This is a genomic window from Phycicoccus sp. (assembly GCF_035325325.1).
Classification (GTDB): domain Bacteria; phylum Actinomycetota; class Actinomycetes; order Actinomycetales; family Dermatophilaceae; genus Phycicoccus.
The window spans coordinates 325147-332572 of record NZ_DAOLAC010000001.1 but is presented as its reverse complement, the minus strand read 5'-3'; the positions used below and the strand labels follow the sequence as shown (position 1 = coordinate 332572).

4 protein-coding genes are annotated in these 7426 nt (G+C 75.1%); 1 reads left to right on the top strand and 3 read right to left on the bottom strand.

Annotated elements, in window-relative coordinates; genetic code table 11:
- Positions 1 to 1138, top strand: a 1138-nt coding sequence (locus PKA89_RS01540) for a cation:proton antiporter (RefSeq protein WP_324415885.1), incomplete at its 5' end; no start/stop codon positions are given.
- A 7-nt stretch (positions 1139 to 1145) separates the two neighbouring features.
- Here PKA89_RS01540 and PKA89_RS01535 read toward each other — a convergent pair.
- From PKA89_RS01535 to PKA89_RS01525, 3 genes are read right to left on the bottom strand one after another with little or no spacing between them, the layout of a single operon-like run.
- Complete coding sequence (locus PKA89_RS01535; protein ID WP_324415883.1) at positions 1146 to 2180, bottom strand: dihydroorotate dehydrogenase-like protein; 1035 nt, start codon at positions 2178 to 2180, stop codon at positions 1146 to 1148.
- Positions 2177 to 5746, bottom strand: a complete 3570-nt coding sequence (gene nifJ / locus PKA89_RS01530) for a pyruvate:ferredoxin (flavodoxin) oxidoreductase (protein WP_324415881.1) — start codon at positions 5744 to 5746, stop codon at positions 2177 to 2179. The genes PKA89_RS01535 and nifJ overlap by 4 nt, the downstream gene beginning before the upstream one ends.
- Positions 5746 to 7383 (bottom strand): NAD(P)-binding protein, encoded by a 1638-nt coding sequence (locus tag PKA89_RS01525; protein WP_324415879.1) that lies wholly within the window; start codon positions 7381 to 7383, stop codon positions 5746 to 5748. Before PKA89_RS01525 ends, nifJ begins: the two co-directional genes overlap by 1 nt.
- Positions 7384 to 7426: the final 43 nt, after the last annotated feature.

Sequence of the window (7426 nt, the reverse complement as noted above, 5' to 3'; positions counted from 1 at the left end):
GCTCGCCTACCGGGCACCGGTCCTGCAGTCCGCCCCGTCGCGGCTCGCGGAGCGCATCAACTGGTCGAGCGTCACCTTCGTCCTCGAGAACGCCGTCTTCCTCCTCATCGGCCTCCAGGTCTGGAGCCTCGTGTCGGACACCCGCGACGGCGAGCTCGGCACCGGCCGCACGCTGGCCGTCGCCGCCGCCGTCCTCGTCACCGTCCTCGTGCTCCGGCCCCTCTGGCTGGTCGCGCAGTCGGCCGTCCAGGTCCTGCGCGGCCGCGCCGACCGCCGGGCCATGCTCGGCTGGTCGCTCGTCAGCGGCTGGGCCGGGATGCGCGGCGTCGTGACGCTCGCGGCCGCCCTCACCCTCCCGGAGGACGCCCCGATGCGGCCCGAGCTCGTCCTCATCGCGCTCGTCGTCACCGTCGGGACGCTGCTGCTGCAGGGGACGACCCTGCCGGCGCTCGCCCGCGCGCTCGACGTGCGCGGGCCGGACCCGCGCGAGGACGCGCTCCAGGAGGCGACCGTCCTCGGGGCGACGACCGGCGCCGGGCTCCGGCACCTCGAGGCCGACCCCGAGGCCGACGCGGCGGTCGTCGAGGTGATCCGCGGTCAGGCGAGCGACCGCGTCAACCGGGCCTGGGAACGGCTGGGCACCCTCGGTCCGGGCGACCGCGAGAGCCCGGCCGAGGCGCGGGCCCGGCTGCGGGCCGAGATGATCCGCGCCGAGCGTGAGGAGCTCCTGCGCATCCGGAGCGCCGGCACCGTCGACCACGCCGTGCTGACGAGCGTCCTCGGCCAGCTCGACGCCGAGGAGACCGCCCTCGCCTGGAGCGCGACGCGGACGGCCGGGGTGCGTGAGTCCGAGCTGCTGCGTCCCCCCGACCGCGTCGCCGGGGCGTGCGCCCACCTCGCCGACGACGCCGCGCCGACGCCCCCCGCGGAGGCCGACGGCTGCCCGGAGTGCCGCGCCGAGGGCCTCACCTGGGTCCACCTGCGCTCGTGCACGACGTGCGGGCACGTCGGGTGCTGCGACTCCTCGGTGGGCAAGCACGCGACCCGCCACTTCCACACCTCGCAGCACCCGGTCATGCGCTCGATCGAGCCGGGCGAGGCGTGGCGCTGGTGCTTCGTCGACGAGGTGCTCGGGTGACCCGGGCTCAGGGCGGACCGGCCGCGGCGCCGAGCTCGCCGTAGGTGCGCCGCGCCGCCTCGAGAGCCGCCACGTACCCCGCCCGCTCGTGGGCCTGCGGGTCGGTCGTCGCCGGGACCGCGAGCCGGCCGCGCACCTGCTCGAGGCTCGTCAGGCCGTGGCGGCGCATCCAGTCCTCGAGGCCGTCGAGGAGGACCCTGACGTGCCCCGTCCCGTGCCGGACCAGCGCGGACGCGGTCATCACGACGTCCGCCCCCGCGAGCAGGTAGGCCGCGACGTCGGCGGCGTCCTCGACACCGGTCGTCGCCGCGAGCGAGGCCCGCACCCGGTGGCGGAGGATGGCCACCCAGGTGCGGGCGAGCCGGGCCTCGGCGGGCGTGGAGAGCGCGAAGCCGGTCGTGACCGTCATCGCCTCGGGGTCGACGTCCGGCTGGAGGAAGCGGTTGAAGAGGACCAGCCCGTCGGCCCCGGCCCGGTCGAGGCGGGCGGCCATCTCGCCGGTCGCGCTGAAGTACGGGCTGAGCTTGACCGCGACCGGCACGGACACGACCGCACGCACCTCCTCGAGCACCTCGACGTGCCGGTCCTCGACGTCGCGCCCGCTCGTCGCCGGGTCGCCCGGCACGACGTGCACGTTGAGCTCCACCGCCGCGGCCCCGGCGTCGGCCAGCCGGCGGGCGAAGCGCGGCCACCCGGCGGCGGTGCTCCCGTTGAGGCTCGCGACGACCGGCACGTCGACGGCGCGGGCGCACTGCTCGACGAGCCGCAGGTGCCGGGTCACCCCGCCGGTCTCCGCCGTCGGCACGGCCGGGAAGTACGAGGCGGCCTCGCCGTGCACGTCCTCGGTCACCTCGGCGAGCGCGTGGTCGCGCAGCTGCTCACGCGCGACCTCCTCCTCGAAGAGCGAGGGCAGGACGACCGCCCCGATCCCGGCGTCCGCGAGGGCCCGCACCCGGTCGACACCGCTCGTCGCGGGCGACGAGCTCGCGACGAGCGGGCTGCGCAGCTCGAGCCCCAGGTAGCGGGTCGAGAGGTCGGTCACGGCGTCCTCCTCGGGTCCGCCGGGAAGCGCTCGGCGCCCCGGGTCGCCATCTCCTCGTAGGTCTGCCAGCGCTGGTCGACCGCCGCCTGTGCGAGCCCGAGGAGCCGGTCGGCCTCGGCGGGGTCGGCGTTGCGGACCATCCGGTAGCGCAGCTCGCGGTAGAGGTAGTCGGCGAGCGGGATGCGTGGCCGGGGAGAGTCGAGCTGGAACGGGTTCCCGCCGGCGGCCCGCACCAGCGGGTCGTAGCGCACGAGCGGCCAGTGCCCGGAGGCCACGGCCCGGTACTGCTGGTCGAGCCCGTCGCGCATCTCGATGCCGTGGGCGATGCAGTGGCTGTAGGCGATGACGAGCGACGGCCCGTCGTACGCCTCGGCCTCGCGCAGCGCGGTGAGCGTCTGGTGCGGATCGGCCCCCATGGCCACGCGGGCCACGTAGACGTTGCCGTAGGCGATCGCCTGGAGCGCGAGGTCCTTCTTCGCCGTGTGCTTGCCGGCGGCGGCGAACTTCGCGACGGCGCCGACCGGCGTCGACTTCGACGCCTGCCCACCGGTGTTGGAGTAGACCTCGGTGTCGAGGACGAGGACGTTGACGTTCCGGCCACTGGCGAGGACGTGGTCCAGGCCACCGGACCCGATGTCGTAGGCCCAGCCGTCGCCGCCCACGGCCCAGACGGTGCGGCGCAGCAGGTGGTCCACGACGCTGCGCAGGTCGGCCGCGTCCCGGCCCGGCATCCCGGCGAGCCGGCGGCCGAGCTCGGCGACCCGCTCGCGCTGGGCCTCGAGGTCGACCTCGCGGACCTGCTCGGCCGCGAGGACCGCGTCGACGAGGTCCGCGCCGACCTCCTCACGCAGTCCGGCGAGGCGCTCGCGGGCCATCGCGGTGTGCAGGTCGGCGGCGAGCCGCAGGCCGAGGCCGAACTCGGCGTTGTCCTCGAAGAGGCTGTTCGACCACGCCGGGCCGCGGCCGCGGGCGTCGACCGTCCACGGGGTGGTCGGCAGGTTGCCGCCGTAGATCGAGGAGCAGCCGGTGGCGTTGGCGACCGTGAGCCGGTCGCCGAAGAGCTGGGTGAGCAGCTTGAGGTAGGGCGTCTCGCCGCACCCGGAGCAGGCCCCGGAGAACTCGAAGAGGGGCTGGAGGAACTGGGTACCGCGCACCGTCCCGAAGTCGAGCCGGCGCCGGTCGTTGACCGGGAGGGTCTCGAAGAACGCGACGTTCTCGCGCTCGCGCTCCAGGACCGGCGCGAGCGGCTCGAGGTTCACCGCCTTGCGCTCGGGACGGCCGGCCGGGTGCACCGGGCAGGCCTCGACGCACAACCCGCAGCCGGTGCAGTCCTCGGCGTACACCTGGAGCGTGTAGCGCGTGCCGGGCAGCCCGGCGGCGACGAGCGGGGCGGACCGGAAGCCCGCGGGGGCCGCGACCAGGGCGTCGGGCTCGGCGAAGCGCGAGCGGATCACGCTGTGCGGGCAGACGAACGAGCAGGTTCCGCACTGGATGCAGGTCTCGGGGTCCCACTGCGCGACGAGGTCGGAGATGCGGCGCTTCTCGTACGCGGTGGTGCCGGACGGGTAGGTGCCGTCGACCGGCAGTGCGCTGACCGGCAGCTCGTCGCCGCGGCCGGCCATCATCGTCGCGGTGACGGTGCGCACGAACTCCGGCGCGTCGGACGGCACCGGGTCCGGCACTGGGCGGCTCGAGGTGACCCGACCCGGGACGGGCACCTCGTGCAGCGCGGCGAGCGTCGCGTCGACCGCTGCCTCGTTGCGGCGGACGACCTCCTCGCCACGGCGGCCGTAGGTGCGCCGGACCGCCGCCTTCACCCGGTCCAGGGCCTCGGTCCGCGGCAGCACGCCGGAGACCGCGAAGAAGCAGGTCTGCAGGACGGTGTTGGTGCGGCCGGGCAGGCCCGCCGCCCGCGCCACCGCCGTCGCGTCGACGGTGAACAGGCGCAGGTCCTTCGCGAGCACCTGCTCCTGGACCGGGCCGGGCAGGACGTCCCAGAGCTCGTCGGGCGGCTGCGGCGCGTTGAGCAGGACGGTGGCCCCGTGGTCGGCGACCCCGAGGACGTCGACCTTCTCGAGCAGCCCGAGCTGGTGGCAGCCGACGAACCGGGCGCGCGAGACGAGGTAGGGGGCGCGGACCGGGCTCGGTCCGAAGCGCAGGTGCGAGACCGTGAGCCCGCCCGACTTCTTCGAGTCGTAGACGAAGTACGCCTGCGCGTGCACCGACGGGTCGGACCCGAGGATCTTGATCGTGTTCTTGTTCGCGCCGACCGTGCCGTCGGACCCGATGCCGTAGAACACCGCGCGGAAGGTCCGGGGGTCCTCGATGTCGAGGGTCGTGTCGACGTCGACGCTCGTGCCGCCGACGTCGTCCGTGATGCCGACGGTCAGCCGGCGCCGGGGCTCCGGCCGGGCCAGCTCGGCGAGGACACCGGCGACCATCCCGGGCGTGAACTCCTTGGAGGACAGGCCGTACCGGCCACCCACGACCCGCGGCAGGGTGGCCCGCTCGCCGCGGTCGTGGGCCTCGGCCAGCGCGGCCGTGACGTCGAGGAAGAGCGGCTCGCCCTCCGACCCGGGCTCCTTGGTGCGGTCGAGGACGGCCACCGCGCGGACCGTCTCCGGGAGGGCGGCGAGCAGCTCCGTGGTGGGGAAGGGCCGGTACAGCCGCAGCTGCAGGACGCCGACCCGCTCGCCGGCCGCGACGAGGTGGGCCACCGTCTCGCGGGCCGTCTCGGCGCCCGAGCCCATGAGGACGAGGACCCGCTCGGCCTCGGGATGCCCGGAGTAGTCGGCGACCCGGTAGCCGCGTCCGGTGTGCGCCGCGAGCTCGTCCATCACCGCCTGGACCACCCCGGGCACGGCGGCGTGGAAGGGGTTGACCGTCTCCCGGGCCTGGAAGTACACGTCCGGGTTCTGCGCGGTGCCCCGCACCGCCGGCCGCTCGGGGCTCATCGCCCGCATCCGGTGCTCGCGCACCAGCCCCTCGGGGACGAGCGCCCGCAGCACCTCGTCGTCGAGCAGCTCGACCGTGTTCAGCTCGTGGCTCGTGCGGAACCCGTCGAAGAAGTGGACGAACGGGACGCGGGTGCGCAGCGTCGCGGCGTGGGCCACGAGGGCGAGATCGTGGGCCTCCTGGACCGAGGCCGAGGACAGCAGCGCGAAACCGGTCTGCCGCACCGCCATCACGTCGGAGTGGTCCCCGAAGATGGACAGGCCCTGGGCCGCGATGGACCGGGCCGCGACGTGGAACACCGTCGAGGTCAGCTCGCCGGCGATCTTGTACATGGTCGGGACCATGAGCAGCAGGCCCTGCGAGGCGGTGAAGGTGGTCGCCAGGGCACCGCCCTGGAGTGCCCCGTGCATCGCGCCCGCCGCCCCGCCCTCGCTCTGCATCTCGACGACGGTCGGCACGGTGCCCCACACGTTGGGCCGGGCGTGGCTCGACCACTCGTCGGCGAGCTCGGCCATCGCCGACGACGGTGTGATCGGGTAGATCGCGCACAGCTCGGTGAGGCGGTACGCCGTCGTGACCGCGGCCTCGTTGCCGTCGACGGTGGCGCGCATCAGGCCCGCACCTCCGGGACCATCTCGATCGCGTGGACCGGGCACTGGCGCGCGCACGTGCCGCACCCCGTGCACCGTGCGTCGTCGATCTCGTAGCGCAGCCCGGGGCCGAGCTTGACGACCGCGTCCTCGGGGCACGCCCCGAGGCAGCCGTCGCACTCGAAGCAGTTGCCGCAGGAGAGGCACCGGCCGGCCTCGAAGCGGGCCTCGTCGGCGGTGAGCCCGGACACCACCTCCTGGAAGGCGTGGACGCGCTCGGCCGGGTCCAGCACGGGCTGGTGGCGCTGCTCGTGCAGCCCGAGGTACCAGAGGTGGAGCAGGTCGAGGGAGGCCCGCGGGTGCGGCGCCGGTCGCGTGTGCACCTCGCCGCGCAGCCACGCGTCGATGCTGCGGGCCGCGCGCTTGCCGTGCCCGACGCCGACGGTGACCGTGCGCTGGCTCGGCACGGCGTCCCCGCCGGCGAAGACGCCGGGTGCGCCGGTCATGAGCGTCGAGGGGGTGACGACGACCGTGTCGCCGTCGAAGCGGACCCCGGGGACGGCGCGCAGGAAGGCGGTGTCGGACTCCTGGCCCAGGGCGAGGATGACGGTGTCGGCGGCGAGCGTCTCGAACCGCCCGGTGCCGTGCGGCCGGCCGTCGGTGTCGAGCTCCTGGACCTCGACGGTCAGGTCGTCCTCACCCATCGAGGCGATGGTGCGCAGCCAGCTGACGCGGATGCCCTCCTGCTCGGCGTCGACCGCCTCCTCCTCGTGGGCGGGCATCTGCTCGCGGGTGCGCCGGTAGACCACGACCGTGTCATCGGCGCCGAGGCGGCGGGCGACCCGGGCCGCGTCGAACGCCGTGTTGCCACCGCCGTAGACGGCGACCCGGCCCGAGATCGCGTCGCGCCCACCGGTGGCGACGTCCCGGAGGAAGGACACCGCGTCGAGGACGCGGCGGGCGTCCTGGTTCGGGATGTCGACCCGCTTGGACAGGTGCGCGCCGACGGCGACGAAGACCGCGTCGAACCGGCCGTCCCGTCGCTCGGCCTCGAGGTCGACGACACGGTGACCCTGCTCGATGACGACGCCGAGGTCGCGCAACCGGTCGACCTCGGCGTCGAGGACGTCGCGGGGCAGCCGGTAGGCGGGGATTCCGTAGCGCATCATCCCGCCGGGCTCGGCGCCGTGGTCGCGGACGACGACCTCGTGCCCCAGCCGGGCGAGGTGGTACGCGGCGGAGAGCCCGCTCGGCCCGGACCCCACGACGAGCACGCGTCGACCGGTGCGGCGGACCGGCCGCTCGAAGCGCCAGCCGCGGTCGACGGCGAGGTCGCCGAGGTGGCGCTCGACGGCGTGGATCGAGACCGCGCCGTCGAGGTCGGCACGGTTGCAGGCCGACTCGCACGGGTGGTAGCAGACGCGACCGTGCACGGCCGGGAACGGGTTGTCGGCGGTCAGCCTCCGCCACGCCTCCTCGTCGCGGCCGTCGCGCGCGAGCCCCAGCCAGCCCTGGATGTCCTCGCCCGCCGGACAGCCCGCGTTGCACGGCGGCAGGAGGTCGACGTACTCGGCCCGCCGGCGGCGGACCGGGCCGGACCTCGTGCGCCCCAGCCCGATCGGTGCCGGCGGGGTGAGGTCGAGCTCTCGGTCGGTCACCTCGTGAACCTCCTCGCCGGCTCCCGGCGGAGCCTGCCGAAAT